The sequence below is a fragment of the Nitrospirillum pindoramense genome (assembly GCF_007827955.1).
GTDB lineage: Bacteria > Pseudomonadota > Alphaproteobacteria > Azospirillales > Azospirillaceae > Nitrospirillum > Nitrospirillum amazonense_B.
In genome coordinates, this window is record NZ_VITR01000007.1 from 69,780 (window position 1) to 96,333 (window position 26,554).

Annotated in this window: 30 protein-coding genes; 14 read left to right on the plus strand and 16 right to left on the minus strand. The window is 70.3% G+C overall.

Translation table 11 applies throughout. The annotated features are described in order from the left end of the window. Nucleotides 1–55 precede the first annotated feature (55 nt). The 3 genes from cobS to FBZ90_RS13020 all read left to right on the plus strand — a co-directional run bounded on the left by cobS (nucleotide 56) and on the right by FBZ90_RS13020 (nucleotide 2,357). On the plus strand, nucleotides 56–871 hold the full coding sequence (gene cobS / locus FBZ90_RS13010) for an adenosylcobinamide-GDP ribazoletransferase (protein ID WP_145732730.1): 816 nt from the start codon (nucleotides 56–58) through the stop codon (nucleotides 869–871). Beyond that, the gene (locus FBZ90_RS13015) at nucleotides 868–1,500 is read left to right on the plus strand and encodes a histidine phosphatase family protein (RefSeq protein ID WP_145732732.1); all 633 of its coding nucleotides are present in this window, start codon (nucleotides 868–870) and stop codon (nucleotides 1,498–1,500) included. The genes cobS and FBZ90_RS13015 overlap by 4 nt, the downstream gene beginning before the upstream one ends. Before the next feature lie 170 nt (nucleotides 1,501–1,670). Then, entirely contained in the window at nucleotides 1,671–2,357 is a 687-nt protein-coding gene (locus FBZ90_RS13020; RefSeq protein ID WP_145732734.1) for a lipid-binding SYLF domain-containing protein, read from the plus strand. Between the two features lie 37 nt (nucleotides 2,358–2,394). On the opposite strand, the gene FBZ90_RS13025 is transcribed toward FBZ90_RS13020, so the two are convergent. From FBZ90_RS13025 to hemC, 5 genes are read right to left on the minus strand one after another with little or no spacing between them, the layout of a single operon-like run. Beyond that, nucleotides 2,395–3,375 (minus strand): cobalamin biosynthesis protein CobD/CbiB, encoded by a 981-nt coding sequence (locus FBZ90_RS13025; protein ID WP_145732735.1) that lies wholly within the window; start codon nucleotides 3,373–3,375, stop codon nucleotides 2,395–2,397. Beyond that, the gene (locus FBZ90_RS13030; protein WP_145732736.1) at nucleotides 3,372–4,844 is read right to left on the minus strand and encodes a heme biosynthesis protein HemY; all 1,473 of its coding nucleotides are present in this window, start codon (nucleotides 4,842–4,844) and stop codon (nucleotides 3,372–3,374) included. The genes FBZ90_RS13025 and FBZ90_RS13030 overlap by 4 nt, the downstream gene beginning before the upstream one ends. Then, nucleotides 4,841–6,664 (minus strand): carph-isopro domain-containing protein, encoded by a 1,824-nt coding sequence (locus FBZ90_RS13035; protein ID WP_145732738.1) that lies wholly within the window; start codon nucleotides 6,662–6,664, stop codon nucleotides 4,841–4,843. The genes FBZ90_RS13030 and FBZ90_RS13035 overlap by 4 nt, the downstream gene beginning before the upstream one ends. 60 nt (nucleotides 6,665–6,724) lie before the next feature. Beyond that, nucleotides 6,725–7,471: a uroporphyrinogen-III synthase gene (locus FBZ90_RS13040; protein WP_145732739.1), complete on the minus strand. Its 747-nt coding sequence runs from the start codon at nucleotides 7,469–7,471 to the stop codon at nucleotides 6,725–6,727. Between the two features lie 21 nt (nucleotides 7,472–7,492). After that, a complete protein-coding gene (hemC, locus tag FBZ90_RS13045) occupies nucleotides 7,493–8,452 on the minus strand; it encodes a hydroxymethylbilane synthase (RefSeq protein ID WP_145732740.1) in 960 nt (319 codons plus the stop codon). Nucleotides 8,453–8,578: 126 nt separating this feature from the next. Here hemC and tsaD point away from each other — a divergent pair, with 126 nt between their 5' ends. Continuing rightward, on the plus strand, nucleotides 8,579–9,649 hold the full coding sequence (gene tsaD / locus FBZ90_RS13050; protein WP_145732741.1) for a tRNA (adenosine(37)-N6)-threonylcarbamoyltransferase complex transferase subunit TsaD: 1,071 nt from the start codon (nucleotides 8,579–8,581) through the stop codon (nucleotides 9,647–9,649). A gap of 8 nt (nucleotides 9,650–9,657) precedes the next feature. On the opposite strand, the gene FBZ90_RS13055 is transcribed toward tsaD, so the two are convergent. The 3 genes from FBZ90_RS13055 to FBZ90_RS13065 form a co-directional block, all read right to left on the minus strand. Continuing rightward, nucleotides 9,658–10,032, minus strand: a complete 375-nt coding sequence (locus tag FBZ90_RS13055; protein WP_186455790.1) for a helix-turn-helix domain-containing protein — start codon at nucleotides 10,030–10,032, stop codon at nucleotides 9,658–9,660. Further along, complete coding sequence (locus tag FBZ90_RS13060; RefSeq protein WP_145732744.1) at nucleotides 10,032–10,328, minus strand: type II toxin-antitoxin system HigB family toxin; 297 nt, start codon at nucleotides 10,326–10,328, stop codon at nucleotides 10,032–10,034. Before FBZ90_RS13060 ends, FBZ90_RS13055 begins: the two co-directional genes overlap by 1 nt. A 110-nt stretch (nucleotides 10,329–10,438) precedes the next feature. Beyond that, nucleotides 10,439–11,821 (minus strand): metal-dependent hydrolase family protein, encoded by a 1,383-nt coding sequence (locus tag FBZ90_RS13065; RefSeq protein ID WP_145732745.1) that lies wholly within the window; start codon nucleotides 11,819–11,821, stop codon nucleotides 10,439–10,441. Nucleotides 11,822–11,997: 176 nt separating this feature from the next. On the opposite strand from FBZ90_RS13065, the gene FBZ90_RS13070 reads away from it, so the two are divergent. From FBZ90_RS13070 to FBZ90_RS13085, 4 genes are all read left to right on the plus strand, one after another. Continuing rightward, nucleotides 11,998–12,990 carry an NAD(P)H-dependent glycerol-3-phosphate dehydrogenase gene (locus FBZ90_RS13070; protein WP_145732747.1) on the plus strand — a complete coding sequence of 331 codons (993 nt, stop codon included), beginning with the start codon at nucleotides 11,998–12,000 and terminating at the stop codon, nucleotides 12,988–12,990. Nucleotides 12,991–13,012: 22 nt separating this feature from the next. Beyond that, complete coding sequence (locus FBZ90_RS13075) at nucleotides 13,013–13,294, plus strand: YciI family protein (RefSeq protein WP_145732748.1); 282 nt, start codon at nucleotides 13,013–13,015, stop codon at nucleotides 13,292–13,294. 165 nt (nucleotides 13,295–13,459) lie between these two features. Next, complete coding sequence (locus FBZ90_RS13080; RefSeq protein WP_145732750.1) at nucleotides 13,460–13,873, plus strand: EVE domain-containing protein; 414 nt, start codon at nucleotides 13,460–13,462, stop codon at nucleotides 13,871–13,873. Further along, complete coding sequence (locus tag FBZ90_RS13085; protein ID WP_145732751.1) at nucleotides 13,866–14,231, plus strand: Rieske (2Fe-2S) protein; 366 nt, start codon at nucleotides 13,866–13,868, stop codon at nucleotides 14,229–14,231. The genes FBZ90_RS13080 and FBZ90_RS13085 overlap by 8 nt, the downstream gene beginning before the upstream one ends. A gap of 40 nt (nucleotides 14,232–14,271) precedes the next feature. Here the strand turns inward: FBZ90_RS13085 and FBZ90_RS13090 are convergent, their stop codons facing one another. Continuing rightward, nucleotides 14,272–14,589, minus strand: a complete 318-nt coding sequence (locus tag FBZ90_RS13090; RefSeq protein WP_145732752.1) for a hypothetical protein — start codon at nucleotides 14,587–14,589, stop codon at nucleotides 14,272–14,274. Between the two features lie 523 nt (nucleotides 14,590–15,112). On the opposite strand from FBZ90_RS13090, the gene acs reads away from it, so the two are divergent. After that, nucleotides 15,113–17,053 (plus strand): acetate--CoA ligase, encoded by a 1,941-nt coding sequence (gene acs / locus FBZ90_RS13095; protein WP_145732754.1) that lies wholly within the window; start codon nucleotides 15,113–15,115, stop codon nucleotides 17,051–17,053. A 192-nt stretch (nucleotides 17,054–17,245) separates the two neighbouring features. Here acs and FBZ90_RS13100 read toward each other — a convergent pair whose 3' ends face one another. The 5 genes from FBZ90_RS13100 to FBZ90_RS13120 all read right to left on the minus strand — a co-directional run bounded on the left by FBZ90_RS13100 (nucleotide 17,246) and on the right by FBZ90_RS13120 (nucleotide 19,734). Next, a complete protein-coding gene (locus FBZ90_RS13100; protein WP_246130391.1) occupies nucleotides 17,246–17,752 on the minus strand; it encodes an MmcB family DNA repair protein in 507 nt (168 codons plus the stop codon). A 5-nt stretch (nucleotides 17,753–17,757) separates the two neighbouring features. Then, nucleotides 17,758–18,294: a hypothetical protein gene (locus FBZ90_RS13105; RefSeq protein WP_145732755.1), complete on the minus strand. Its 537-nt coding sequence runs from the start codon at nucleotides 18,292–18,294 to the stop codon at nucleotides 17,758–17,760. Beyond that, nucleotides 18,294–18,842: a hypothetical protein gene (locus FBZ90_RS13110; protein WP_145732757.1), complete on the minus strand. Its 549-nt coding sequence runs from the start codon at nucleotides 18,840–18,842 to the stop codon at nucleotides 18,294–18,296. The genes FBZ90_RS13105 and FBZ90_RS13110 overlap by 1 nt, the downstream gene beginning before the upstream one ends. A gap of 189 nt (nucleotides 18,843–19,031) precedes the next feature. Next, nucleotides 19,032–19,349, minus strand: coding sequence for a hypothetical protein (locus FBZ90_RS13115; RefSeq protein WP_145732759.1), 318 nt, complete (start codon nucleotides 19,347–19,349; stop codon nucleotides 19,032–19,034). 199 nt (nucleotides 19,350–19,548) lie between these two features. Beyond that, entirely contained in the window at nucleotides 19,549–19,734 is a 186-nt protein-coding gene (locus FBZ90_RS13120) for a zinc-finger domain-containing protein (RefSeq protein WP_145732760.1), read from the minus strand. A gap of 305 nt (nucleotides 19,735–20,039) precedes the next feature. Between FBZ90_RS13120 and FBZ90_RS13125 the strand changes: the two genes are divergently transcribed. The 5 genes from FBZ90_RS13125 (at nucleotide 20,040) to FBZ90_RS13145 (ending at nucleotide 24,533) form a co-directional block, all read left to right on the plus strand. Next, complete coding sequence (locus FBZ90_RS13125; protein WP_420872597.1) at nucleotides 20,040–21,059, plus strand: ABC transporter ATP-binding protein; 1,020 nt, start codon at nucleotides 20,040–20,042, stop codon at nucleotides 21,057–21,059. Beyond that, nucleotides 21,046–22,110: an alpha/beta fold hydrolase gene (locus FBZ90_RS13130; protein WP_145732763.1), complete on the plus strand. Its 1,065-nt coding sequence runs from the start codon at nucleotides 21,046–21,048 to the stop codon at nucleotides 22,108–22,110. Before FBZ90_RS13125 ends, FBZ90_RS13130 begins: the two co-directional genes overlap by 14 nt. Next, nucleotides 22,107–23,024: a ChbG/HpnK family deacetylase gene (locus FBZ90_RS13135; protein ID WP_145732764.1), complete on the plus strand. Its 918-nt coding sequence runs from the start codon at nucleotides 22,107–22,109 to the stop codon at nucleotides 23,022–23,024. The genes FBZ90_RS13130 and FBZ90_RS13135 overlap by 4 nt, the downstream gene beginning before the upstream one ends. 77 nt (nucleotides 23,025–23,101) lie before the next feature. Beyond that, nucleotides 23,102–23,947, plus strand: a complete 846-nt coding sequence (locus FBZ90_RS13140) for a TrmH family RNA methyltransferase (protein WP_145732765.1) — start codon at nucleotides 23,102–23,104, stop codon at nucleotides 23,945–23,947. A 1-nt stretch (nucleotide 23,948) separates the two neighbouring features. Then, a complete protein-coding gene (locus FBZ90_RS13145; protein ID WP_186455791.1) occupies nucleotides 23,949–24,533 on the plus strand; it encodes an rRNA large subunit pseudouridine synthase E in 585 nt (194 codons plus the stop codon). A gap of 76 nt (nucleotides 24,534–24,609) precedes the next feature. On the opposite strand, the gene FBZ90_RS13150 is transcribed toward FBZ90_RS13145, so the two are convergent. Together FBZ90_RS13150 and FBZ90_RS13155 are read right to left on the minus strand one after the other, a co-directional pair. Then, nucleotides 24,610–25,641, minus strand: coding sequence for an OmpA/MotB family protein (locus tag FBZ90_RS13150; protein ID WP_145732768.1), 1,032 nt, complete (start codon nucleotides 25,639–25,641; stop codon nucleotides 24,610–24,612). After that, on the minus strand, nucleotides 25,631–26,509 hold the full coding sequence (locus FBZ90_RS13155; RefSeq protein WP_246130392.1) for a motility protein A: 879 nt from the start codon (nucleotides 26,507–26,509) through the stop codon (nucleotides 25,631–25,633). The genes FBZ90_RS13150 and FBZ90_RS13155 overlap by 11 nt, the downstream gene beginning before the upstream one ends. Nucleotides 26,510–26,554: the final 45 nt, after the last annotated feature.

Sequence of the window (26,554 nt, forward strand, 5' to 3'; positions counted from 1 at the left end):
ATCAGGCGCCGGACTGGCGCTGGCGGGCGGACGGGACTTCCCGTATACCGGAACCATGACTGATGCAACGGGGCCGCGCCTGGGCGGTGTCTTCGCCGAATTCATAGCCGCCGTGATCTTTTTGACGCGGTTGCCCATCCGTTGGCGCGGGGCCTGGCCCCAGGACCTGGATTCCCGGGCGCTGACCTGGTTTCCCATCGTCGGCACCCTGATCGGCGCCGTGGGCGGCCTGGTCTATTGGGGCCTGAGCAGCGTCAACGTCCCGCCCCTGCTGGCGGCACTGCTGACCGTAGGCGCCCTGATGGGCCTGACCGGCGCGTTGCATGAGGACGGGCTGGCCGACGTGGCCGACGGCTTCGGCGGCGGGCGCGACCGCGAGGCCAAGCTGACCATCATGAAGGACAGCCGCGTGGGCACCTATGGCGCCGCCGCCCTGGTGCTGAGCGTGGCCGCCCGCACCCTGGCCCTGGCGGCCATCGCCAGCCCCCACCATGTGGCCGTGGCCCTGATCGGCGCGCATGCCTATTCCCGCGCCTTCCTGCCGGGCATGAAGCTGCTGCTGCCCGAGGCGCGACTGGTGGGCCACAGCGCCGGCGTGGGCAAACCCAACAGCGCCCGCGCCCTGGCGGCGCTGCTGGCCGGCTTCGTCCTGGCCGCCACCACCCTGGGCAAGCTGCCCATGGATGGGGGCATGACCCGCCTGGCCGTCCTGGCGGTAGCGGCCGGCGGCGTCCTGGTCGTGGCCCAGCTGGCCCGCCGCCAGGTGGGAGGCATCACCGGCGACGTGCTCGGCGCCGCCGAGCAGGTGGCGGAAATCCTGTTCCTGGTGGCCGTGACCGGCGCGCTGGGCGGCGCGGTCCCCATTCCATGAGCCAACGGCCGGAGGCAACGGTCCGCTGGTGGTGGGTGCGCCACGCGCCGCTGGACCAGCCGCACCAAATCGCCGGCCAGGCCGACGTGCCGCTGGCGGCCCCCTGGCCGGGGTCCAGCGCCCAGCTGACCGCCGCGCGCCTGCCCACCCCCGCGCTGTGGCTGGCCAGCCCCCTGTCCCGCACGCGGGAAACGGCGGTGCGCCTGACCGCCCTGGTGCCCGCCGCCCCGGCGGAGGCGGAGACCGACCCCCGCCTGATGGAGCAGCATTTCGGCGCCTGGCAGGGCCACAGCTACGCCGGGCTGGAGGATGCGGGCGACCCGCACCTGGCCCCCTTCTGGGCCGATCCCGCCGGCACCGCCCCGCCAGGGGGGGAAAGCTTCGCCACGCTGTGCCGCCGTGTCGCCGAGGCGGTGGAGGACTGGAGCCTGCGGCAGGCGGGTGACCGTGACATCGTCTGCGTCAGCCATGCCGGGCCCATCCGGGCCGCGGTGGCCCAGGCGCTGTCGCTATCCCCGGCCGCGGCGCTGTCCCTGGACATCGCGCCGCTGTCGCTGACCCGCCTGGACCGCATCCCCACGCCGAACGGCCCCGGCTGGGCCGTGCGCTGGGTCAACCGCATCCCCTAATCACCCCTCCCCGTGCCGCACGGCCGCCTTAGTTACCCTTTAGGGTGAGGCCCATGGTGTGGCGTCGCCCTGAACCATGGGCGGCGGCACCCAGATATGGTAGGAATTCTGCCAACAACGTCAAAAGCTGGTTCAGCCCCGCTGAACCGCGACTAAAGAGGATGAGGACGATGATCGATCGGCGGCAGGTGTTGGCGGGTGCGGCGGCGGGTTTCGCGCTGGCGCTGGGAACCGCGATGCCGGCGCGGGCGGAGGTGACGGAGGCGCAGTTGATGGTGGAGCGCGCGCGCCTGACCGCCATGACCCTGCTGGGCGACCCGCAGTACGCCCCGTTGAAAAGCCTGCTGCACCGGGCCAAGGGCGTGCTGATCCTGCCCAACGTCATCCAGGCCGGTTTCTTCCTGGGCGGCGGCGGCGGCACCGGCGTGCTGGTGGCGCGCGGCAGCGACGGGTCGTGGAGCGGCCCGGCCTTCTACACCATGGCGGAGGCCAGCTTCGGCCTGCAGTTCGGCGGCCAGCAGGCGCAGATGATGCTGGTGATCATGACCGACAAGGGCCTGAACGCCGTCATGGACCGCAGCGTGAAACTGGGTGCCGACGCCAAGGTGGCGGTGGGCGAGCTGGGCACCCAGGTGGGCGCCGGCTATGGCGTGGGCATGGACGCCGACATGTACGTCTATGCCAAGACCAGCGGCCTGTTCGGCGGCCTGGCCGTCGACGGCTCGGTCATCACCCCGCGCAAGGAATGGAACGACATCTTCTACGGCCAGCAGACCACGCCCGAACAAATCCTGCTGGACCGCGCCTTCTTCCGGCCGGAGGCGCAGGCCCTGGCAGCGGTGCTGAGCCAACCGTAAGGGTGTTCCTCACGCACCGGCAGCGCGGACGGAACCGCTAAGCCCACACCAGCGCCAACAGTGCGATGCACACGGCCATCAGGCTGGCGGCGCTGGTGAGGGCGACGACGGCGCGCAGGTCGCTGGTGTCGACGCGGGCGCGGCCAGTGCCCAGCCAGTCCTCGTAGACCACGATCTCGCCCTCCTTGCGGGGGCCGGCCAGCGCCAGGTTCAGGGCGCGCGCCACAGCGTGGAGCGGCAGGGCCGCCGTGCCCTGGATATGATGGGTGCGCAGGGCGGCCAGTGCCAGGGCCGGGCGGCTGCCTGGCACGATCAGGCAGCCCGCCGCCAGGAACAGCACGGTCAGGCGGGCGGGCACCCAATCCATTACCCCCAGGGCCCGCCGCGCCGGCCGGCCGAAGGCGGCGTAGCGGGGGGAAGTGTGGCCCACCGTGGCCGCCACCGCCTCCACCGTCACCCACATCATCAGGCCCGGCAGATCGAACAGCGCGAACCAGAACAGCGGCGCCACCAGGCCCCGGCTGGCCTGGCCCACCAGCGCCTCCATGCCCGCGCGCAGCACGGCATGCCGATCCATGGACCAGACGGGCTTGTGCGTCAGGGGCGCCACCGCCTGGCGCAACGCGTCCTCGTCCGCCGCCGGCGCCGCCGCCAGCAGGGTGCGCATCGTGACCAGCAGCCGCCCGAAGACCAGCGCCCGGGTCACCAGCAGCAGCGACAGCAGCCACGCCACGCGCAGGTGCACGGCGGCGATGGTCAGCACCAGGGCCGCCAGCCCCACGCCCCCCGTCAGCACCAGCACCAGAAGGGCGCCGCGCGCCAGGCGCACGCTGTCCAGCCGTTCGATGCGGTTCAGGCGCTTGTCCGCCCAGCGCACCGCCTGGGCCAGCTGCCCCTGCGGCGTCATCAGCCAGCGGTCCACGGCGGGAAAGCCGGCGATGAAGGCGTTCAGCGCCAAGGCCAAGGCCAGCAACAGCAGCGATTCCGCCCGGGGCGGGGCGAAGGGTAGGGGAATCATGACCGGCGGCCGGGCCTGAGGCTGGCGAGCGTGAAGGACGGCAGACGCCCGCTGAGGCGGGAGCCCGCACCGGCGCCCTCGCCCCCCTCCGCCCCCGGCTCCGGCGGCGGCAGGAAGCCCAGCGTCTCGGCCGGCACGCTTCCCTGGGCGGCACCGCCGGGAAGCCGCCAGGCAAGGGTGTCGAAGCCGCCGCAATGGGCGCACAGCGCCCCCCAGGCCGGGTTCACGCCCCCACAGGACCGGCACACCCAGGCCGGGTCGGCGGCGGCCTTGGCCGCCTGGGCCAGATGGCCCCGCTCCTCCGGTCCCTCGCCATGCTCCGCCACGGCCACGGCCGCCAGGCGGCGGTAGACGCGCGCGCTGGGACGCAAGGTCAGCGCCCGGGTCAGATGGCCGCGCGCCAAGCCCCACAGGCGGGCCTCGACCGCCGCGTCGGCCAAGGCGACGTGCGCCTCCGGCACGGTCGCGTCAATGGCCACCAGCGCCTCCAGCCGCTTCACGCGGGCCAGCGGATCGGCGGCGTCCCCGGCCTTTTCCCCGGCCGCGCCCCAGGCGGCGGCCAAATCGGGGTGGGGCGAGGCCCGCCAGGCCTGTTCCAAGGCGCGCGTGGCGGCGCGGGCCGAACCGGTGGCGGCCAGCAGGCGGGCCGCCTGGACCGCGGCCGGCACGGACCCCGGCTCCAGATCATGCGCCTTGCGCGCCAGCGCCAGGGCTTGGTCCTGGTTGCCCTCAGCCTCCGCCGCCCGGCTGCGTTCGACCAGCAGGGCGGCGCGATGGCGGCGCAGGGTTTCCGGGGGCAGCGCCTTGGCCGAGGTCAGGGCGTCCAAGGTGGTCGCCGCCGCCGTCCAATCGCCGGCGCGGGCCTGTAGGTCGAACTGCGTCAGCAGGGGCCAGCGCGCCTTGGGCTTCAGGGCCTGCGCTTCCTGGGCCAGTTCCAGGGCCTGCCGGGTCTTGCCCGCCGCCAAGGCCTGCAGGGCCAGGCCGCGCAAGCCGACGAAGGCCATGTCCGGCTGCTTCAGCGCGGCCCCCCGGTCACGCATGGCGGCATAATGACCGGCCGCCGCCGCCTCGTCGCCCGCCAGCTGCGCGGCTTGTGCCGACAGAAGCAGGGTCAGCGACGGCTCATTCAGCAGCGCCTCCGCCTTGTCCGCGAGGCGGCTGGCGGCGGCGGTGTCGCCACTGGCCACCGCCAGGAAGCCGCGGCTGAGCGCCTGGTACCCGCGCGTCCGCCGGCTGGTGCGCCGTCCCGCGCCGAAGCGCCGGGGGCTGCGCCACAGCAGCAGGAACAGGCGGACCAGGACATAGGCCACCACCGCCAAGACCAACAGCGCCGCGGCCACCACCCCCACCTGGGTCTGGACGATGTATCCCTGCCAATCCAGGCGCAGGGTGCCGGGCCGCTGCGCCACCCAGACCGCCAAAGCGACCACCAGGCCCAGGCGCAGCAGGAACCAGAGGGTCCGCCTCATGGGTGGCCCCCTTCAGCCGGCTGTTGGCCACTGGGGGGTTGAGAGGCGGGTGGCTGAGAGGCGGGCGGTTGAGGAGTGGGCGGTTGAGCCGCATCCTCGGGCGGCTTCGGCTGCTCCGGCTGGGGCGTCTCGCCCTTGCCGGACTCGGATGGGGTGGACGACGGCTCGGCGGGCGCGCTCTCGACCGGCTTGGCCTTGGGGGCCGGCAGGCCCGCCTGCACATCGCTGACCGCGCGGCGCGACAGTCGGGCCATGGCCTCGTCCGCGCTCAGCCGCGCCTGTGCGTCCCGCAGCCAGGCCTGGACCTCGGGCGCGGCGGCCGGCGGACCGGACAGGGCCGACATCTCCGCCACCGCCGTGCCGATATCGCCCCGGTCCAGGGCGGCGCCGGCGCGCGACACGACGGCGTCGGGGGCGTTGCCCTCCAGGCGGCCATCCTTGCGGCGAATGGTGACCAGGGCCTTGAGCCGGCCCCAGAGGGTTTCCAGCCAGTCCGCCCCCTCCGGCACCTGGGCGGCGCGCTGGGCGGCGGCGGCGGCGCGGTCGAAGCTTTCGCGCAGGGCGACGGGACCGGCCAGGCCGGTGGCCTGGCTTTGCGCAAGCCGGTCCAGCGCCTGGCGCAGGGCGTCATCCTCCGGCGCCAAGCCGCGCACGGCCGACAACTCCACCCCATAAGGCCGGCCGGACATGAGGGCCGCCTGCAACTGGTTGGTGGCCACCAGCAGGGCCTGCCCACGGCCGGCGGCGGCGGTTTGGGCGGCCAGGCGCCCGGACAGCTCCTCCCGCTGCTGCGCCGACTGGGCCAGCGCCTGCTCCAGCGCGCGCTGCCGTTCGGTCAGGCGGTTGAACTGGTCGGTCATCTGCTCCAGCCGCGCGGCCAAGGCCGGGTCGGGCGCCGCCGGGGCGGGCGCGCCATCGGCGGACGGCGCCTCTGGGGAAGCCGGTGCCGCGGCCAGCTTGGCCTTGAGGTCGGCCACCTCCTGCTCCAGCGCCTGTTGGTGCTGGGTGGCGGCGCTCAGGCGGCGGACCATCTCGGCCAGCGTCGCCTCCACCCCCGCCTGCTCCGCCGACGGGGCGGGTTGGGCGATCGACACGGACGCCCCAGGCGTCAGCCCGGCCCGGACCAACCAGGGATCGAGGCTGCCGGACCGGTACAACGACCAGCCCCCGGCACCCAGCGCCCCCAGGGACAGCAACAGCGCCAGGGCCGACACGGCGCCGCCGCCCCGGCGCGGCGGCGGGGCGATGGGGCGCGGTGGATCGCGGCGGATGGCGTCGGCCTTGGGGATCTCCATGCGCGGCGTCTCCGTCCTGGAAGAGTCAGGCCTAGGCGAGTCAGACGGCGAACTGGTGGAGGCGCTGGCCCTCGGCGGCTCCGCCCGGAAGGCTTCCAGCCTCGGTGGCTCCGGCCTTTCCGGTTGCGGCTTTGGCGCCTCCGGGAGGGAGGGGGCCGGCGACGGCACGGCATGCCCTTCGGCACGGGGTTCAACAGTGCCGGGCAGGGCGATGACCGCGGGGGCGGCCGGCGCGGCAGGAACCTCGGGCGCGCCCATCACCGCGTCCAGTTCGGTGGCGGTCAGGGGGATGTCCAGGCGCGTGGCCGCTGCCTCCAGGTCAGCGCGGCGGTTGGGCGGGATGTGCCCACGCTTTTTCCAGCCCTGGACCGTGGTCACCGGGATGCCCAGCTTGGCCGCCATGGGACGGATGCCGCCGAACCGTTCGACGATGGCGTCCACCTGCGGGTTGGCGCCCGCGTGGCCCAGGCCAGCAGGCACCAGGCCGGTTTGGGGGGACGTCGCGTCCGAACCTTCACCGCTCATACGGCGATCCTTTCATCCTTCAAAGCGTACCCTGTCAACGCGGACCCTGCCGGCGGCCGGTCAGGCCCCAGGCCCGCGCCCCAGCAGGTCGAGCAAGGCCGCCTGGTTGGGATGGGCGGCCACGGCCACATGACGGAAAACCCCGGGACGGAAGGGATGCACCCCGTCGTGATCATCCCCCTCCAGGGCGCCCGCCACCGCCGGGCTGAGGCACAGGGCTGAAACGGCGGCCAGATCGGCGCCGCCCTGTACTGCAAGGTTAACAAACGTACGTGCCGACCGGGGAGAAAAAAGCAGCACATGGCTGATGGACCCCGCCGCCAGGGCATCGCGCACCTCCGGCAAAAGGGCATCGGCGGCCACGGTGCGGTACAGGGCCAGCCGCCGTGTGGCATAGCCCTGGGTCGCCAAATCACCGGCCGGGTCGCCCGCCACATCGGCCCCGGCCGCGTGCAGCAGCAGGCCCTCGCCCATCGGCACCTCATCCGCCACCAGGCGCACCAGGGCATCGGCGTCGCCGGCGGCGGAGCGCACAGTGGTGAAGCCCAGCCCCCGCGCCACGTCGGCGGTGCGATCGCCCACGGCGTACAACGGCCACGTACGGGGCGCGTCCAGGCGGGCCAGGGCCCGTACACCGTTGGCGCTGGTGATCAGGACGGCGCGCACCGCATCCGCCGGCGGCAGGGCCCCGTCCAGCCAGTCCACCGTCAGCAGCGGATCAACCAGGACCTGGTGGCCCAGCGCCGCCACGGCCGCCGCCGTGCGGTCGGCCTCCGGCTGGGGACGGGTGATCAGGACGGTGGCCATGGGTGCCGTCCGCTGTCGTGGTCAGGAGACGGTGAAGATGCCAGGCGGCAAGCGGCCCTTCAACTCCGCGCCCGCGTCGAGGCCGGCGGCCAGCGCGTCGGTGGCGAGGAAGCGGCGGCTGGTGGTGACGATGGTGCGGCCGTCCGGGCTGAGGGCCATGGCGTCCAGTTCCAGCGCCCCCTCTGCCACCACGCGGGCCAGCGCGGCGATAGGGGTGCGGCAGGACCCGTCCAGGGCGGACAGCACGCCGCGCTCCGCCGTCACGCGCAGGGCGGTTTCAGCGCAGTTCAGGGGGGCCAGCAGGCCGTTGGTCACGGCGTCGGCGACGCGTGTCTCGATGCCGATGGCGCCCTGGGCCACGGCGGGCAGCATGATGTCCGCCTCCAGCACCGCGGTCGCGTGACCGTCCAGGCTCAGGCGGCGCAGGCCGGCCATGGCCAGCAGGGTCGCATCCACCTCGCCCTCCGCCAGCTTGCGCAGGCGGGTCTGCACATTGCCGCGCAGGGGCACCACGGTCAGGTCGGGGCGGCGGGCCAGCACCTGCGCCTGGCGGCGCAGGCTGGCGGTACCGACGACGGCGCCGGCCGGCAGTTCCATGAGGGTGGCGCCGTCGCGGCTGAACCAGGCGTCGCGCGGATCTTCGCGCGGCAGCAGGCAGGTGATGTCCAGCCCCGCCGGCAGCACCGTGGGCACGTCCTTCATGGAATGGACGGCCAGGTCGATCTCCCCCGCCAGCAGGGCGTCCTCGATCTCCTTGGTGAACAGGCCCTTGCCGCCCGCCTCCGCCAAGGTGCGGTCCAGGATGCGGTCGCCCGTCGTCTTGATGACGACGATCTCGATGGCGCCGGGCGCCGCCAGGTGCGGGTGGGCCGCCCCCAGCCGGTCGCGCGTCTCATGCGCCTGCGCCAGGGCCAGGGGGCTGCCCCGCGTTCCTATGCGGAAGGGGGCCTGCGGGGTATGGGAGGGCGTCGCGATCGTCATGCTTGCCTGTCTATCGCCCTTTGCGGTTGCGGGAAAGGCCCCGGTCGGTGACAACGGCGCAAATCGTGCCGATTTGATATGGCTTAAATCCGGTGGACACCGGATCGGCCCCAAAGGTTTTACGTCATGATCGTCCTGGGTATCGAGACCAGTTGTGATGAGACCGCCTGCGCCATCGTCGACGATACGCGCGCCATCCGCGCCAACGTCGTGCTGTCGCAGCTGGATGAGCACCGCCCCTATGGCGGCGTGGTGCCGGAGGTGGCCGCCCGCGCCCACCTGCATTACCTGGACGGCCTGATCCGCCAGGCGCTGGAAGAAGCGCACCTGGATCTGGGCCAGGTAGACGCCATCGCCGCCACCGGCGGGCCCGGCCTGATCGGCGGGGTGATCGTGGGCGTCATGACGGCCAAGGCCATGGCGGCCGCGCGCGGCCTGCCCTTCGTCGCCGTGAACCATCTGGAAGGCCACGCCCTGACGGCGCGCCTGACCAACGACGTGCCCTTCCCCTATCTGCTGTTGCTGGTGTCAGGCGGGCATTGCCAGTTGCTGGAGGTGGAAGGCGTGGGCCAATACCGCCGCCTGGGCACCACCATCGACGATGCGGTGGGCGAGGCCTTCGACAAGACGGCCAAGCTGCTGGGCCTGGGTTATCCCGGCGGCCCGTTGCTGGAGAAGGCCGCGCAGAAGGCCACCAACCCCGGCCGCTTCGAGCTGCCGGCCCCGATGAAGGGGCGGCCGGACTGCGACTTCTCCTTCTCCGGCCTCAAGACCGCGGTGCGCCGGCATGTGGAGCAGCTGGGCACGCCGACCGAGGCGGATGTGGCGGATCTCGCCGCCGCCTTCCACCACGCCGTGGGGCAGTCGCTGCTGGACCGCTGCGACCGCGCCATCAAGGCCTTCAAGAGCCGGCATCCGGCCAATGAACACGGTGGGGGCCGGCACCTGGTAGTGGCCGGCGGCGTGGCCGCCAACACCTACCTGCGCGAGCAGTTGGCCAAGCTGGCGGCCAAGCGCGGCCTGACCTTCACCGCACCGCCCCTGGCCCTGTGCACCGACAACGCCGCCATGATCGCCTGGGCGGGGCTGGAACGCTTCCGCCTGGGCCAGACCGACGGCCTGGACTTCGCCCCCCGCCCCCGCTGGCCGCTGGACCCGAACGCGAAGCCGATGAAGTTCGCGGGGGTGAAAGCGTAAGCGCCGCGTCAGCCGGCGCTATTGCTTGGACGAATCAGACACTCCGCCGGAATGCCCCATTCGCGATTGAGCTTCCATGCCATTTCCATGGTCAAGGACCGTTTGCGGGACAGGATTTCCGATGCCCGGGATCGTGATCCCAAAAGGACGGATAGATCCCGCTGGCTGTAGCCCCGGGCCTGCATCTGGAACTTGATAGCATCGACCGGGTCGGGAATCTCGATGGGCCAATGCTTCGCCTCATAATCGGCGATGACCAAGGCGAGCAAATCAAAGTCGTCCGCTTCTACCGTGCCCGGGGCGGGTTCGTTCTCAAAGAAGCGCTCAATGTCGGCCAAGGCCTGTTCGTAGTCCGCTTCGGACCGCAGGGGGCGGATGTTCATCACACGATCTCCGCATCAATCTTGTCGTATTCGGCATGCGTTCCGATGAATTTCACCAGAACGCGCCTGAACGTGTAGGACACATGGACGATCAGGCGGAATTTGTTGCCGCCAAGATCAAAGATCACCCGGTTATCCCCCACGAAATCCACGGTCGAACCGAACTGCGCCTTGATGTCGGCGGGGCCGGCCCATTCAGCCCTGGCGGCTATCGCATACCATCCCCGGGCGGAAGCCTCCGCCCGGGGATGCTTTTCCCAGAACTGGCGAAGTGTGCGCAGGGCTATGACTTGCATGTTTCAACCATAGCCCGTTCCCACACCGGGAACAAGAAGGATATTCCCGTGAAGGGAACATCCTTGCCCCTGAGACCAGGTCCTTGAAGGGCATCGCTAGGCAGACTCCCTCAATGCGCCGTGCTGGTGAATACCTGCTCGGCACCGCCTTTCTTGAAGACGATGCCCCCCTTCATCACGAAGTCGACCTTGCCCATCAGGGTGATGTCCTTGGTCGGGTCGCCGGGGACGGCGACGATGTCGGCGTACTTGCCGGCGGCGACGCTGCCGATGTCCTTGTCCTTCTTCAGCAGGGTGGCGGCGTTGATGGTGGCCATCTGCAGGGTGTAGATCGCCGGCATGCCCACCTGGACCAGCAGGGGGAAGTCCTTCCAGTTCTCACCGTGCGGGTAGACACCGGCGTCGGTGCCATAGGCGAACTTCACCCCCGCCTTGTAGGCGTCGCCCACCGTCTTCATCAGCTGCGGCCCCACCAGCAGGGCCTTGGCCTGTACCGCCGGCGGATAGGCGTGGGGGTTGCCCTTGGCCTTTTCGGTCACATAGGTGCCGGTGTAGATCGTGGGCACGTAGTAGGTGCCGTGCTCCTTCATCAGCTTCATGTCCTGGGCGTCCATGAAGGTGCCGTGCTCGATGCTGTCGGCGCCGGCGACGACGGCGCGGCGGATGCCCTCCGCCCCGTGGGCGTGGACGCCGACGATGTAGCCGTACTCGTGCGCCGCCGTGACCAGGGCCTTGGTCTCCTCCTCCGTCAACTGGCTGTTGTCGACGCTGCCCGACAGGTCCAGCACGCCGCCAGTGGTCATGATCTTGATGGTGTCGACGTTCTGCTTGTAGTGCTCGCGCACCGCCTTCCAGGCATCGGCCGTGCCGTTGATGATGCTGTCGTGCGCACCCACGTCGGGCTGCAGATCCATGCGCAGGCCATCGCCGTCGTCGGCGTGGCCGCCGGTGGAGCCGATGGCGGGCCCGGCCGTCAGGATGCGCGGGCCGGGTACCCAGCCCTTGTTGATCTGGTCGCGCAGGGCCACCGTCTCATAATGGCTGTCGCCCAGGTTGCGCACGGTGGTGAAGCCGCCGAGCAGGGTGCGCTTGGCCCATACCGTGCTGCGCACCACCCAGTCGGCCAGGTTGAAGTGCAACATGTCGCTGTAGACCGTGGGCGAGAACTCGCTGCTGATGTGGACATGGGCGTCGATCAGGCCGGGCAGGCAGGTTTCCCCCGCCAGGTCCACCACCTCGGCATCGGCGCGGGTGACGGTGCCGGGCACCACCTCCACCACCCGCTCACCCTGGATGACCACGCTGGTCGGGCCCAGCATCTTGCCCGCCACCGAATCCAGCAGCGCCGGGCAGTGCAGGACCACCGGCTTGGGCGGCCCGTCCTGCGCCTGGGCGGTCACCGGCCCGGCGAGGGAGACCAGCGCGCAGCCGGCCAGCAAGGCAAAGGAACGGGCGGCGCGGCGACGCACCGTCGACAGACGACCAACAGCCATTTTCGGCATCCCCTTATGTGAAGCCATATCCCTGATTCATCCGCCGGTTACCCCACCGGTCGGCTGACGCCACGGTAGCATCGCCCCCCGTCCGCCGCCACCGGCCCATTGCGGAAGCCGGCCCATCCGGGGTAAGCCAAAGCCGGCAAACGCTTACCGGTTCGGAAGGGGACGAAATGCAGCGCATCGGTGTCATCGGCGCGGGTGCCTGGGGCACGGCCTTGGCCATGGCCGCCCGCCGGGCCGGGCGCGACGTGGTGCTGTGGGCGCGTGAGGCCGAGGTGGTGACCGCCATCAACGGCCGGCATGAGAACACCCCCTTCCTGCCCGGCGTGCCCCTGGACCACGACATCCGCGCCACCGGCGACCTGGCGGAGGCCGCCCAGGCCGACGCCGTGCTGCTGGTCACCCCGGCGCAGCACATCCGCGCCACGACATCCCGGCTGAAACCCCTGCTGGCGTCCGGCACCCCCGTCGTGCTGTGCGCCAAGGGCATCGAGATCGCCACCGGCAGCCTGATGACCGAGGTGGCGGCCGGCGAGCTGCCCGACACCCCCGTGGCCGTGCTGTCCGGCCCCACCTTCGCCGCTGAGGTGGCGCGGGGCCTGCCCACGGCCGTGACCCTGGCCTGCCGGGACGCGCAGGTCAGCCAGCGCTTGGCCCAGGCCCTGGGCAGCCTGACCTTCCGCCCCTATGCCAGCGATGACCTGGTGGGCGCGGAGATCGGCGGGGCGGTGAAGAACGTGCTGGCCATCGCCTGCGGCATCGTCGCCGGCCGCGCCCTGGGCGACAACGCCCGCGCCGCCCTGATCACCCGCGGCCTGGCGGAAATCGCCCGCCTGGGCCAGTCGCTGGGCGCCAGGCCGGAGACCTTCATGGGCCTGTCCGGCCTGGGGGACCTGACGCTGACCTGCGGCAGCCTGCAGTCCCGCAACATGTCGCTGGGCCACGCCCTGGGCCAGGGCCAGCCGCTGGCCACCATCCTGGCCGGCCGCACCTCCGTGGCGGAGGGTGTCTACACCGCCGAGGCGGTGGTGCGCCTGGCCGCCCGCTGCCAGGTGGACATGCCCATCTGCCAGGCGGTGGACGCCATCCTGAACCATGGCGCCGACGTCAACGCCACCATCCAATCCCTGCTGTCCCGCCCACTCAAACCTGAGGGCGCCTAAGCCTTACCGGAGAGCCATTCCCATGCATTTCGCCATCACCTGCACCGATAAGCCCGGCCACCTGGATCTGCGCCTGGCCACCCGCCCGCGCCACCTGGAGTACCTGGACGGCCAGGTGGCCCACATCGTCGTGGCCGGCCCCCTGCTGGACGCCGAGGGCAAGCCCACGGGCAGCCTGCTGGTCGTGGACTTCCCGGACGAGGCCGCCGCCCAGGCCTTCGCCGCCGCCGACCCCTATGCCGAAGTCGGCCTTTTCGCTTCCGTAACGATCCAGCCCTTCCGCGTCGTTTATCCGAAGGCCTGACCAGCGCCATCACCAGCCCACCCCGCTTTTTCTTGGGATGCGCCCCCCTTTTTACATAAAGGAGGGCCGCCGGAGATTTACGGGGAGCGTAGCGGACTGGAAATCGAGGATAAGCCAAGCGGCCGGATGGCCGCGCCCGGCGCCTGAGGGAACAAGGAACCAAACATGTCCTACTGGCTGGTGAAGTCGGAACCCTTCAAATATTCCTGGGACAAGTTCGTGGCCGACGGCCGCACCCATTGGGATGGCGTGCGCAATTACCAGGCCGCCAACAACCTGAAGGCCATGAAGGTGGGCGACCGCGCCTTCTTCTATCATTCGAACGAGGGGCTGGAGATCGTCGGCATCGCCGAGGTCGTGCGCGAGGCCTATCCCGACCCGTCGGATGAAAGCGGCCGCTTTGTCATGGTGGACCTGAGGCCGGTGACACCGGTGAAGACGCCCCTGACCCTGAAGGACATCAAGGCCGACCCCGAGCTGTCCAGCATGGCCCTGGTGCGCCAGTCACGCCTGTCCGTCTGCCCCATCACGGAGGCGGAATGGAAAAACGCCTGCCGGCGCATGGGCGTCGATGCCTGAGGCGGCTACCCCTCTGGCCCCTTCGCCCCTGTGCCGCCTGGACGACATTCCCGACGGCCAGGCCAAGGGGATCAATTGGGGCAGCGGCGCCGACCGGCAGGAAATCCTGGTGACCCGGCGCGGCGGCGCGGTGTTCGCGTATCACAACCGCTGCCCCCATGTCGGCACCACCCTGGACTGGATGCCCGACCAATTCATGAGCGCCGACGGCCAGCATCTGCAGTGCGCCACCCACGGCGCCCTGTTCCGGGTGGAGGACGGCCTGTGCCTGCGCGGCCCCTGCGCCGGCCGTGGCCTGACGCCGGTGGCCGTCCGGATCGAGGATGGCGCGGTGCACCTGGACGCCACTGCCACTTGAGCGCCGGCGACGTCGCCGGCACGTGGTTAGGCCGGGGTCGTCAGGCCGACCGGGTCTTCATCGTGGCGGCGAAATCCTCGGTCGTCGTGACCATGCGGCGAGCGATCACCCCGACCTCGCGGGCCACATCGGCGACGGTGGGCGTGGAGAGGGCGTCGTTGGCGACGGCCGCGGACGAGGCGACCCCGCCCTCCCCCGTGGCCAAGCCCGAGGCCGTGCGTGCCACGGCCGGGTGGGACAGCGCCCGCAGGACGCTGTCGATCGCCATAAGGCTGGTACGGCTGCTGATCTGGCTCAAGCGGCCGATCAGGTCCGTGGCGTCCTGTCCTGCACCGTTGTCCCCAACACCGGTCGTCATGGTCGTCCTATCCGCGCGGAGCTACGGGCGCCGTCGCAGGGGCGCCCGCCGATGACAATAACAGCCTTATCAATAACACAAAATGAACACGCGCGGCAGCGACGCCAATGGAGAGGGGTGGGGAAATCACCCGATCGCTCCGCAACCTCCAGGAGCCCCCCCTTGGGCGCCGCCCTGAACGGTTGGCGGGGTGATCTATGTCATGGCCCCATCGCCGTCGATGGTTTCCCATGCCACGACTCCGCCGGAAAAAACAAGGCGCACCCCCAGGGCTGACGCGAAATTTACCAGCCGCCGCAACGGCCTGGCGCTTGTGGAATGCGGGGGCAAGAGGGATACTCGGGCCGGTAAGCGATGGCCATCGCCGCCGGGCTTGGACTAGACGATGCCGGCCAGCGCCCCCCGATGTGGAGGGGGCAAGCCGGACAGGGATGGCGGCTTCGGAAGGGGTACACCCCGCGAGGGAGTGGGCCCGCGAAGCCCCGGCAGGCGACAACACATCAGGGAAGGAAACCAAGGTCCCATGAGCAACAACACCCTGTTCCCCGTTCCCGACGCGGTGGCGGCAGACGCCTGGGTCGACGCGACGAAATACCAGCAGATGTATGACCGCTCGATCAGTGATCCGGACGGGTTCTGGGGCGAGCATGGCCGCCGGCTGGACTGGATCCAGCCCTATACCAAGGTGAAGAACACCAGCTTCACCGGCGATGTGTCCATCCGCTGGTATGAGGACGGCGTGCTGAACGCCTGCGCCAACTGCGTGGATCGTCACCTGCCCGCACGCGCCGACCAGACCGCCATCCTGTGGGAGGGCGACAGCCCGTCCGAACACAAGCACATCACCTATTCCGAGCTGTACGACAACGTCACCCGCCTGGCCAATGTGCTGAAGGCGCGCGGCGTGAAGAAGGGCGACCGGGTCACCATCTACCTGCCCATGATCCCGGAGGCTGCCTACGCCATGCTGGCCTGCGCCCGCATCGGCGCCGTCCATTCCGTGGTGTTCGGCGGCTTCTCCCCCGACAGCCTGAAGGACCGGGTGCAGGACTGCGGCAGCAGCGTCGTCATCACCGCCGACGAGGGCCTGCGCGGTGGCCGCAAGGTGGGCCTGAAGGTCAACGCCGACCAGGCCCTGAAGTCCTGCCCCAGCGTGGACACCGTCATCGTCGTGCGCCGCACCGGCGGCGCGGTGAACTGGGTCGAGGGCCGGGACATCTGGTACCACGAGGCCCTCGCAGCCGCCTCTTCCGATTGCCCGCCAGAGCCGATGAACGCGGAAGACCCGCTGTTCATCCTTTACACCTCCGGTTCCACCGGCAAGCCCAAGGGCGTGCTGCACACCACCGGCGGCTACCTGGTCTACGCCAGCATGACGCACCAGTACGTCTTCGATTACCACGAGGGCGACGTCTACTGGTGCACGGCCGACGTGGGCTGGGTCACCGGCCACAGCTACATCCTGTACGGGCCGCTGGCCAACGGCGCCGTGACCCTGATGTTCGAGGGCGTTCCCAACTATCCGGACAGCGGCCGGTTCTGGGAAGTCATCGACAAGCACAAGGTCAACATCTTCTACACCGCCCCCACCGCCATCCGGGCATTGATGCGCGAGGGCGAAGGGCCGGTGAAGCGCCATAGCCGCAAGAGCCTGCGCCTGCTGGGCTCGGTGGGTGAGCCCATCAACCCCGAGGCCTGGCTGTGGTACCACTCCGTGGTGGGTGATGAGCGCTGCCCCATCGTCGACACCTGGTGGCAGACGGAAACCGGCGGCATCCTGATCACCCCGCTGCCCGGTGCCACCGCCACGAAGCCGGGCTCGGCCACCCTGCCCTTCTTCGGGGTGAAGCCGGTCATCGTCGATAACGAGGGCCACCTGCTGGAAGGGGCGACCGAGGGCAACCTCTGCATCGCTGACAGCTGGCCCGGCCAGATGCGCACCGTGTTCGGCGACCACGAGCGCTTCAAGCAGACCTACTTCTCCACCTTCGCCGGCAAATATTTCACCGGCGACGGCTGCCGCCGGGACGAGGATGGCTATTACTGGATCACCGGCCGCGTGGACGACGTCATCAACGTTTCCGGCCACCGCCTGGGCACGGCCGAGGTGGAAAGCGCGCTGGTCGCCCACCCCAAGGTGGCCGAGGCCGCCGTCGTCGGCTACCCGCACGACATCAAGGGCCAGGGCATCTACGCCTATGTCACCCTGAACGCCGGCGAAACCCCGTCGGAGGAGTTGCGCAAGGAGTTGGTGGCCTGGGTGCGCAAGGAGATCGGCCCCATCGCCACGCCCGACCTGATCCAGTGGGCGCCCGGACTGCCCAAGACCCGCTCGGGCAAGATCATGCGCCGCATCCTGCGCAAGATCGCCGCCAACGAGCATGAGGCGTTGGGCGACACCTCAACCCTCGCCGATCCGACGGTCGTCACCGACTTGGTGGACAGCCGCATGAACCGGGGCTGATGCACCGGATCATGGATGACGGAAAGGCCGGCCGGGGCAACCTGGCCGGCCTTTTCTCTGCCCCGTGTCAGTGGCACGAGATGTCTGGGGAGCCGAAGGCGAACTGGAAATCGAGGGGACGCCAAGCCAGCGGACGCTGGCGCCCGGCGCATGGGGAAGCCTTTGAACGGTCACGTTCAAAGGCCGCGCGTATCACAGCGCCGTCGGCCGGGGATCTTCCACCTGGTGCAGGCGCTGGAAGGCCTGCATGGCAACCCGCAGCAATAGGGTCTTGCGCCGCGCGGCGTTCAGCTTGACCTCGGGACCCTCGCGCAGGATTTCCGCGCCATAGCCGTCGGCGACGATCAGGCCGCATTCCTCGGGAATCAATTCCTGGGGAAAGTCCTCGCCCACGGCGAAGTAGAAACGGTCACAGAACTCCAGGTAATCGCCCCATTTGTGGTCGGCGCGGAAATCGGCGACGGAGCTTTTGATCTCGACGATGGTGACGGTGCCGTCGCCGGCCAGAGCCAGGATATCGGCGCGGCGGTTGTTGGCCAGCGGTACCTCCAGCATGGAGCGCATGCCGCGGTGGACCAGCATGCGGCGGACGCCGCGCGCCAGCAGCAGGGCGCGTTCCATGCCCGGCCGGCCGAAGAAGGGCGGCACGGTGGCGGGAATGACAAAGTCGGCGGCATCGTCATCGGGGGGCGCGGACATGGGCCTTACCCCCGCTTGAAGCGTTCCACCTTCTGGACGCGATAGCCCAGGCCGGTGGGAAAGCGCTGTTCCGCCCGGAAACGGGCGTCGCGGTCCGTGGTGGCGCCCAGCAGATAGACGCGCGCGCCGTCATCGCCGCCGGGGATTTCCGGCTCCCCCCCGTTGGCGGCCATCCCGGCCACGGGGGCCACGGTCACCTCCCACAGGCGGCCATGCACCAGCACCGCCTTGTCCGGGACGATCAGGCGGCGGCGGGGCGCGGACTGCAATTCACGCAGCTTGGCATCCGCCTCCGTGCGCACGGCGCGCAGTTCCGCCACCGCTTCCTCCAGGACAGCGACCTCGCGGGCGCTGCCCTCGGCCGTGGCCTTGGCGTCATTGGCGGCGGCGGTGGCGTGACCCAATTCCTCCTCCAGACGGCCCAGCCGGCGCTCCCGCGTCCGGCGGTCCTCCTCAATGCTGCGGGCGGTCAGCGTGAACTGGATGAGCGAATACATCAACAGGACGATCAGCCCGATATTGGCGAGCAGCGCGGCCGACATCAGGAGGCCGCCAGTTGCGGGGACGCGGCGTCACGCGCCTGCAGCATGGACAGGGTGAAACCCGCCGTCTCCGGAAAGGCCTGGCGGGCGAGGCGCAGGGCCTCCGCCTGGTTGTCGGCCCACACCTCGACCAGGTGGGGACACCCGCGCAAATGGCTGTGTGTGGTGGCCGTCTGGTTGACGGTCAGGGTCGGCCCCAGGGCCAGGCTGCCGGTATAGAGCCGGCGGCCGGCGCCCGCCTCCCCCAGCTCATGGATCAGCTCAAAATTGTCGGACTGGGCGGACAGCAGGCGGCGATGCGTTTCCGCCAGTTGGTTCTGGATCATGCGCCGCTCCTCCGCCAAATCCCGGCCCCGGGCCAGGTTCTGGTCATGGGCCTTGGCGGCCTGGTCCATGGCGGTGCGCGCCTTGTCCACCCGGCCCTCCAACTCCGCCACGGCGTTGCGGGTGGCGTAGAGCAAGGTCTGGCGGAACAGCACCATGGCGACCATGCCGACCGCGCCGAGGAGCGCGATCACGAACAGGCTGATGCTGAATTCTTCAAGCACGACCGCGGTGATCCTTTCGGCGTTCCTGGTGAGCCTAACATTAGCGAAAATTTTCCACAAATTGTCGCATCGGACCGCCACACCATATCGCCAAGCCGATCACGCTGGCCCGTTCATGGGCGGTTATCATCGGCACCATAAACCCCGGTGGGGCGGGAGGCAACCTGTGCGGGAGAATTTCGCGCAACTTCACGCAGCGCTTTGTGAGAAGCCTTGACTGGCGATCTCGCGGAGGAAGGTGCGATCAACGGCGGGAAAGCGAGACGGCATCTCTCGCTCGATGCTGTCCATCAGGGCGCGCGCAGCGGCCCGGCCATTGATCTCGGCATAGAGCAGGAACCAGGCGGCGTAGGTGCGTCCCAGGCCCACGGCGGCGGCCCCGACGGCGATATCGCCATCCTGGGGCATCACCCAATAGCCCAAGGCACCGTCACGCCGCAGACCGACGAACGGAAGCTTGGCCAGCGGCAGGTGGGTGGGCTTGGATTGGGAGGAAGTGGGGGCCATCAGGTGCCGTTAAAGACTGGCCCGCCCCCAATGATAGCGGTGCGGGGCCGGCAAATATACCGGCACTGGTATATCGCGACGAGTCGCAGGCCGCTATCGATGCGAAAGAATAGGGTGCCCGCGCCAGGACGGCAAACGATAGGCGGCCCGTCCTGGCGCGTGGTATGCCGGCCCTGGCGGGCCCCTGGCGGGCCCGGCGTCAGTGGCCGTGGCCGCCCTTGGCCTTGCCGGCCTCGGAGAGGACGAAATGGCGGCCGCAATAGGGGCAGTCGATCTCGCCGTTCTTTTCCATGGTCAGGTAGACCAGCGGATGGCCCAGCGCACCGCCCCCGCCATCACACCCGACGGACGGGGTGTCGACATAGATCGTCTCAATCGGCTGCATGGCCTTGGGCGCTCCGTAAAGATAAAGGTCAAGGGGGCGGGACGGCCGTCCCACCGACGCCCGGATCATAGCCAAGCGCGCCGGCGGATCAAGGGCGAGGCGCCGGTGGCGGCGCCCGGCCCCCCTTCCCCCCTGTTCCGGTCGCCCGTCGCGCCACCCAGGGGGTATGCCACGGGGTGTGATGGCCGTGGTTGACCGCCATCAACCGCGGGGTGTACGCCTTTTTGCATCCGGTTTTGTTAGGCCTCCCCTTCATTTCGGGCCCCACGCTTTCCGGCCCCGCCATCATGGACCGTTCCGATCCCATGCCTGATACGCGCGCGCCCGACACGCACCCCACCCCGACGCCGCCGGCCCCCATCCCACCGGCCGGCGCCCAGCCCGCCCTGGCGATTGAGCTGCGCGGCCTGACCAAGACCTATAAGGCCAGTGGCAAGGCGCCGGCCAAGCTGGCGCTGAAGGGCATAGACCTGTCCATCCCGCGCGGCTCGGTCTATGGCCTGCTGGGCCCCAATGGCGCCGGCAAGTCCACCATGATCAACATCCTGGCGGGCCTGGTGACCAAGAGCGGCGGCACGGCCAAAATCTGGGGCATCGATATCGACCAGGACCCGCGGGCCGCCCGCGCCGCCATCGGCGTGGTGCCCCAGGAACTGAACATGGATCCCTTCTTCACGCCGCGGGAACTGTTGGACCTGCAGGCCGGCCTGTACGGTGTGCCGAAGCGCGAGCGACAGACCGAGCGCCTGCTGGAGGCTGTGGGCCTGAAGGACAAGGCCAACGCCTATGCCCGCACCCTGTCGGGCGGCATGCGCCGCCGCCTGATGGTGGCCAAGGCCATGGTGCACACGCCACCCGTCCTGGTGCTGGACGAACCCACCGCCGGCGTGGACGTGGAACTGCGCCAGTCGCTGTGGGCCCATGTGCGCGAACTGAACCGCGCGGGCACCACCGTGGTGCTGACCACCCACTACCTGGAAGAAGCGCAGGAGCTGTGCGACAGCATCGCCATCGTCAACCATGGCCAGGTGGTGGCATGCGACAGCACCGACCGCCTGCTGCGCACCCTGGACCGCAAGGACCTGGTGGCGGTGGTGGACCGGGACCTGACGGAGGTGCCCGCCACCCTGGCTGGCTTCGAGGTCGCGCTGAAGGGCCGGCAACTGACGGTGCAATATCCCCCCAGCCGCGTGAAGGTGGGGGAGGTGCTGAACGCCATCGCCGCCGCCGGCCTGACCATTGTCGACCTCAGCACCAAGGAATCGGACCTGGAGGACATCTTCCTTCAGCTGACCCGCGCCCCTGCCGGCAATGGCGAGGGCTGAGGGTCGCATCCATCCCGTCGCCGTTCCGCGCCAGCACCGCCGCTGGCTGGCGGCTGGCCTGCTTTTGCTGTCCGTGACCGCCTGCGCCACCACCCCGCGGGTGGCGCCGCCGCCGGTGGCCGTCACCCCGCACTTGACCCAGGCCGGGATCACGGCGCGCGACGGCGCCGTGCTGCCCACCCAGTCCTGGCTGCCCGCCGATGGGGCGCCGCGCGCCGTCATCCTGGCGCTGCACGGCTTCAACGACTACGCCAACGCCTATGACGCGCCCGGCCGCTGGTGGGCGGAGCACGGTGTCGCCACCTACGCCTATGACCAGCGCGGCTATGGCCGCAATCCCCGGCCCGGCGTCTGGGCCGGCGGCGACCTCTTGGTGCGCGACATGTGGGACGCGGCGGCGGCCCTGCACGAGCGCTATCCCGACACCCCCCTGTTCCTGACGGGGGAGAGCATGGGCGGGGCCGTGCTGATGACCGCCCTGGCCGGCCACACCCTGCCGGCGGGGTTCAAGGGCGCCATTCTGACCGCCCCCGCCGTCTGGTCGCGCGGCACCATGCCCTTCTATCAGCGCTGGGCGCTGGCCATCGCCAACTGGACCGTGCCCTGGCTGAGCCTGACCCCGCCGCGCGGCCTGGTCCATGTGCAGGCGTCGGACAACATCCCCATGATGATCGCGCTGGGCCGCGACCCCCTGGTGGTGAAGGCGACCCGCGTGGACGCGCTGGAGGGCCTGACCGACCTGATGGACGCGGCCATGGCCGCGGCGCCGGACTTCCGGGTACCGTCGCTGGTGATGTACGGCCAGCATGAGGAGTTGATCCCGCGCGAACCGATGACCAAGGCCCTGGCCCGCCTGCCGGACCCCAGCCAGGGCGGGCCCCGCATCGCCTTTTATCCCACGGCCTGGCATATGATGTTGCGCGACCTTCAGGCCCGGATCGTGTGGCAGGATATCCTGGCCTGGATCACCGACCCGGCCGCCCCCTTGCCCAGCGGCGCGGACGTGAACCCCGAAATCCCCAAGCTGCTGGCCGAGGGGCGCGCGCCATGACCGGAATCATCACCCCGCCCCCCGACGCGAGTCGTCCCGTTGTCGTCGTCAATGCCGACGGGAGTCGTCCCGTTGTCGTCGTCAATGCCGACGACTATGGCCTGTCCCCCGGCGTGTCCCAGGGCATCCTGGCCCTGATTCGCCAGGGGCGGCTGTCGGGCACCAGCTGCATGACCGCCACGCCCTATTGGCCGGAGCATGCCACCTGGCTGGCGGAGGTGGCGGACCAGGCGGACATCGGCCTGCACCTGACCCTGACGGACCAGGAGCCGGCGGGCCCCTGCCCGGCGCTGGCGCCCAGCGGACGCTTCGGCAGCGTGGGCGACCTGATGGTCCGCGCCCTGACAGGCCGCCTGATGGGGGCCGCGATCCAGGCCGACCTGACGGCGGAGATCGACCGGCAGCTGGATCTGTTCGAGGCTCATGCCGGACGGGCACCGTCGCACGTCGACGGGCACCAGCATGTGCACCTGCTGCCCGGCATCCGGGGCCTGGTGCTGGACGCCGTGGCGCGTCGCTATCCAGCGGGCAGCGTTTACGTGCGCGACTGCTCCGAACCCATCCCGGCCGTGCTGGCCCGCGGGGTGGACAGCGTGAAGGCCCTGATCATCGCCACCCTGGCACGCGGATTGGCGGCGGCGGCGGCTCGGCGCGGCATCCCCACCAACCGGGGCTTCCGCGGCGTTTACGATTTCGGCCCCGGCCGCGACTTTCCCGCGCTGATGGCCAAGTTCCTGGAACCGGCCCGCGACCGTGCGCTGATCATGGTGCATCCCGCCCTTCCTGACGAGGTGCTGGCCGGGCTGGACCCGGTGGTGGCCAGCCGCCAGGTGGAACAGGCCTATCTGGCGGGCCCGGCCTTCGCGGCACTGCTGGATCGCGCCGGCGTGCGGCTGGGGCGTCTTCTGGGTTGAAACAAAACCGGTTGACCCCGTAAGGACCCGCGCGCTTCATGCGGCCCCATCACCGCTATTCGTCACGAGGACCAGGGATGCCGGACCCCCGCAGCGCCAAAGGGCCGTCCAAGGCCGCCCCCCAGCCCAAGCCCGTCGGTATGGCTGAAGCCACCGGCGGTGACAGCGCCCGCCGCAAGACCTTCCGCGTCCTGGGCCTGCCGGCGGTGGCCGCCCTGTTCGCCCAGGACCCGGGGCGGGTGGAGCGGCTGTTCTTCGACGACCGCATGAAGGAGAAGGTGGGCGCCTACTGCGCGGCCTTGGCCCAGGCGCGCAAGGTCTATCGCCTGCTGCCCGCCGATGAAATGGAGAAGGTGGCCGGTACCCCCCTGCATGGCGGCGTCGTGGCGGTGGCCCCACCCCGGCCCGTCCTGCCGCTCGACGTGGACGAGGCGGCGCGATGGGCGGCGGCGGGGGAGCCGCTGATGATTCTGGACGGCGTCGGCAATCCACACAATCTGGGCGCCATCGTCCGCACCTGCGCCTTCTTCGGCATCAACCGCCTGGTGCTGTCCGACCATGGCGAGCAGGCCCTGCCGTCCGAGGCCACCTATCGCGTGGCCGAGGGCGGGTTGGAATATGTGACGCTGTACCAGGCCTCGCGCTTCGTCCAGACACTGCGCCATCTGCGCGCCCACTATCGAATCGTCGGCACCGCCCTGGGCGACCATCCGGACCCGGCGGCCGTCCTGGCGGGCGGCCAGCCCAAGCCCGCCGCCCTGATCCTGGGCAACGAGGAGGTGGGCCTGCCCGCCACCACGCTGCAGGCCTGCAACCAGCTGGTCACCCTGCGCGGCAGCGGCCAAGTCCAGTCGCTGAACGTCTCGGCCACCGCCGCCATCCTGGTCCATGCTTTGGCGACCTCCGGGGTCCGGCGGGCCTGAGATGCCGCGGCTGATCCTGTTCAACAAGCCCTATGACGTGCTGTCGCAGTTCAGCGACGATGGGGCCAATGGGGGCAAACCTCGGGCGACGGTGAAGGATTATGTCGACGTGCCCGGCGTCTATCCGGCCGGCCGCCTGGACCGGGACAGCGAAGGGCTGCTGGTGCTGAGCGACCATGGCCCCCTGATCCACCGCATCGCCGACCCCAAGCACAAATCCCCCAAGACCTACTGGGCGCAGGTCGAGGGCGTGCCGGACGAGGCGGCCCTGGAAGCCCTGCGCCGGGGCGTCCTGCTGAAGGATGGCCCCACCCTGCCCGCCGGCGCGCGGCTGATGGCGGAGCCCGCCGGCCTGTGGCCCCGCGACCCGCCCATCCGCTACCGGGCATCCATCCCCACCAGTTGGGTGGAGCTGACCTTGAGGGAGGGGCGCAACCGCCAGGTCCGGCGCATGACGGCGGCCGTAGGCTTCCCCACCCTGCGCCTGGTGCGCTGGGCGGTGGGCGATTGGACGCTGGAGGACCTGGCGCCCGGCCAGTGGCGCGACGCGCCGCTGCCTCCTAGAGCGAGATGCGATCCGTTATGATCGCATCTCGCTCTTAACCTGTTCATGATAGAGCGGATTTACACGATCAGGTGACAGCACCTGATCGCGTTCCGCTCTAGCGGGTCTCGACGATCAAGGTGACGCGCCGGTCGGCGGCACGGTCATGGTCCGGCGCGGTGGGGTCGGCGTTGCCCCCCGGTGGCGCCACATGCGGCCGGGTATCGGCATAGCCGACCGCCCGCAGGCGGTTGGCCGGCACGCCGTCGCTGATCAACATGCGCACCACGGCGGCCGCGCGGGCGGCCGACAATTCCCAGTTGCTGGGAAAGCGGGCGGTATTGATGGCGTTGCTGTCGGTGTGCCCCTCCACCGTCACCATGCCCTTCAACGATTGCAGCATGGGGACCAGGCGGGCCAGCAACTGCTGCCCCTCCTCCCCCAAATCGGCCCGGCCGGAGGCGAACAGCACCCGATCCTTGATCTCGATGGACAGGCCGCTGCCGTGGGGGGTGACCTGCACGTCGGGCGGCAGGTCCTGCGCCTCCAGGGCCTGGGCCAGGCGCTTGGCCTCCGCCGTCGGTTCTTCCGCCGGGCCGGCCTCCGGAAGGGCGTCGGTGGGCGGGCGCTGCGGCGGGTAGGAGGGGACGGGCGGGAAGGTGGGGCTGGTGGTGGAGGCCGCCGTCGGATGCTTGGCCATGTCCCGGGCGGGCGCCCCGATGGGATCGGCCGTGACCGCCACGCGACCGGCGCCCGGCTGGTTGTTGTCGGACTTCAGCTTCAGCCGGCCGTTGATGCCCAGGATGGCCACCATGCCCAGGAACACGATCATCAGCAGCGTGACCATGTCCATGTAGCTGATGACCCACTCCTCCGACTCCTCGGCCGGTTCGCCGGGCATGCGGCCCGGAACCGTGCGGTTATGGGCCAGCCGCCCCCCCCGGGCACGGACGTCCGGGCGGGCAGGGGGCTTGGGCAGCGGCGATTTGGGGGTGGACGGTTGCGCGGACGAAGCGTGCGCCGCCCCCGGCATGACGGGGGGCGGGACGGGAACACCGGAGGCATAGACGCGGGCGGTGTGCCGGGGCTTGGGCGGCGGCGGGTCGCCACCACCATTGCCGGCGCCGCTGGACTGGTCGCTAGGCGCCACCCCAGTCCTCCTCCCGCGCGTCGCGCAGGTAATGGTCCAGGCTGTCCTGGATCAGGGTAGGGGAGCGCCCGAGATGGGTCAGCACCACCCCCTCCAACAGGACGTTCATCAGGGCAACCCGCCGGCCGGTGCGTTGCTCCAGCTTGATGGCGATGGGCTTGAACACCAGGTTGGCCAGGATGAGGCCGTACAGCGTGGCCAGCATGGCCACCGCCATGCTGGCGCCGATCAGGCCGATGTCACCCTCGCCCAGATGCTTCAGCATGCCGACCATGCCGGCCAGCGTACCCAACAGGCCGAAGGCGGGGGAGAAGGTCGCCAGCGTGCGGAAAAAGCGCGATTGCCCGGCCTCCAGCTCCATCTGTTTCTGGATGCGCCAGTTCATGACCTGCAGCAGGTCCTCCAGCGGCTGGCCATCCACGACCATCTGCAGGCCCAGGCGCAGGAACGGATGGGACACGCGCTGGGCCCGCTCATCCGCCGCCTGGATACGCTTTTCATAAAGAGGACGGGCGACCTCCATCAACTCGGCCACGTCGGCGCGGATGCTGTCGCGGTCGCGCACGATGCCGACCAGGGCGCCCAGGGCAGCGCGAATCTCGTCACCACGAAAGGCCAGCAGCGCGACGCAGACGACACCGCCCAGCACGATGACCAGGCCCTCGGGATTGTAATAGAAATGCCAGCTGCCGCCGGCGGAGACGACGAACCATAGTAGGACGATGGTGGCCAGCACCCCCGCCAGCGTCGTGCCGATGAAGCGCGAGGTGACGCCGCTACCCTTGGCGCGTCCATCGCCGGCGCCTTGGCCCCCTCTGGCGGCCGGCGCGCTCCGCGCCGGGCGCGCGCCCCGTTCATTCACAGTCACGCCCCATACCCCTAAACGGACAGATGCCGCCTGCCCCGGCGGCTC